This window comes from Vibrio sp. 378, assembly GCF_033339435.1.
On record NZ_JAWOUO010000186.1, the window covers coordinates 1 to 1,006 of the forward strand.

At 46.8% G+C, this 1,006-nt stretch carries 2 protein-coding genes; one reads left to right on the plus strand and one right to left on the minus strand.

What is annotated here, in order from left to right; genetic code table 11:
* Window positions 1-594 (plus strand): family 1 glycosylhydrolase (locus R7Q48_RS25035; protein ID WP_318132826.1); only part of this gene is annotated, 594 nt, incomplete at its 5' end.
* A 92-nt stretch (window positions 595-686) separates the two neighbouring features.
* On the opposite strand, the gene R7Q48_RS25040 is transcribed toward R7Q48_RS25035, so the two are convergent.
* On the minus strand, window positions 687-1,006 hold a 320-nt coding region (locus R7Q48_RS25040), incomplete at its 5' end, for an alkaline phosphatase PhoX (RefSeq protein ID WP_318132828.1).

Consider the following 1,006-nt stretch of genomic DNA (forward strand, 5'->3'; position numbering starts at 1 on the left):
ATGAAGCGCTATTTCCGTGAAAATGGCATCAACATCCAGATGCAAGACGGCGATTTAGAAGATATTGCCTCGGCCAGTGTCGATTTTATCTCCTTCAGCTACTACGCCAGTGGCTGTGCGAGCGCGGATCCTAAACAGAAGGAAGTCGGCAATATTGTTGAGAGCGTGCCGAACCCATATTTGGAAAAGAGCCAATGGGGCTGGTTGATCGATCCCAAAGGGCTGCGTATTTTGCTGAACTTCTTGCACGATCGCTACCAAAAGCCGCTCTTTATCGTGGAAAATGGTTTGGGAGCGAGAGATGAATGTGACGAAAATGGCGAAATTCAAGATGACTACCGCATTGCCTACCTCAACGATCACCTAGTGCAAGCGCACGAAGCTATTCTTGATGGCGTTGAATTAATGGGTTTCACCAGTTGGGGGCCGATTGATTTAGTAGCCAACTCAACGGCAGAAATGAGCAAGCGTTACGGATATATCTACGTTGATCGTCACGATGATGGACAAGGCACTTTAGAACGTAAACGCAAAAAGAGCTTCTACTGGTATCAGGATGTGATTCGTACCGCAGGTGGTTCGTTAAAACGCTAACGCACATATGTGAATGACAGCGAAACACAAGCCTAAACATCAAGCCCTGCAATTGCAGGGCTTGAGTTTTAAGGTCTTAATACACGATGAGATTAAACCGCTATTTCGCCACCATCTTCACGACGAATCACAACGGTTGCTGCACGAGGACGAACTGTAGTTCCAGCTGGAGTTTCTTGCGCGGCATCATCACTGTATGGCCAGTTACCAGGGTGTTGAATGTTTACAAATAGCGATTTGTAATCTGGGCTAATGGTAAAGCCTGTCACTTCACAACCGTTTGGACCAACAAAGAAGCGTTTCAGCTCTGCTTGGTTGTCTGCACCGATCACTGCTTGATCGCCATTTTCATTCGTGAGTTTAGATGGTACAACCGCCAGCATTTGGTCGTTGGTGTAAGACGTGACTTCAT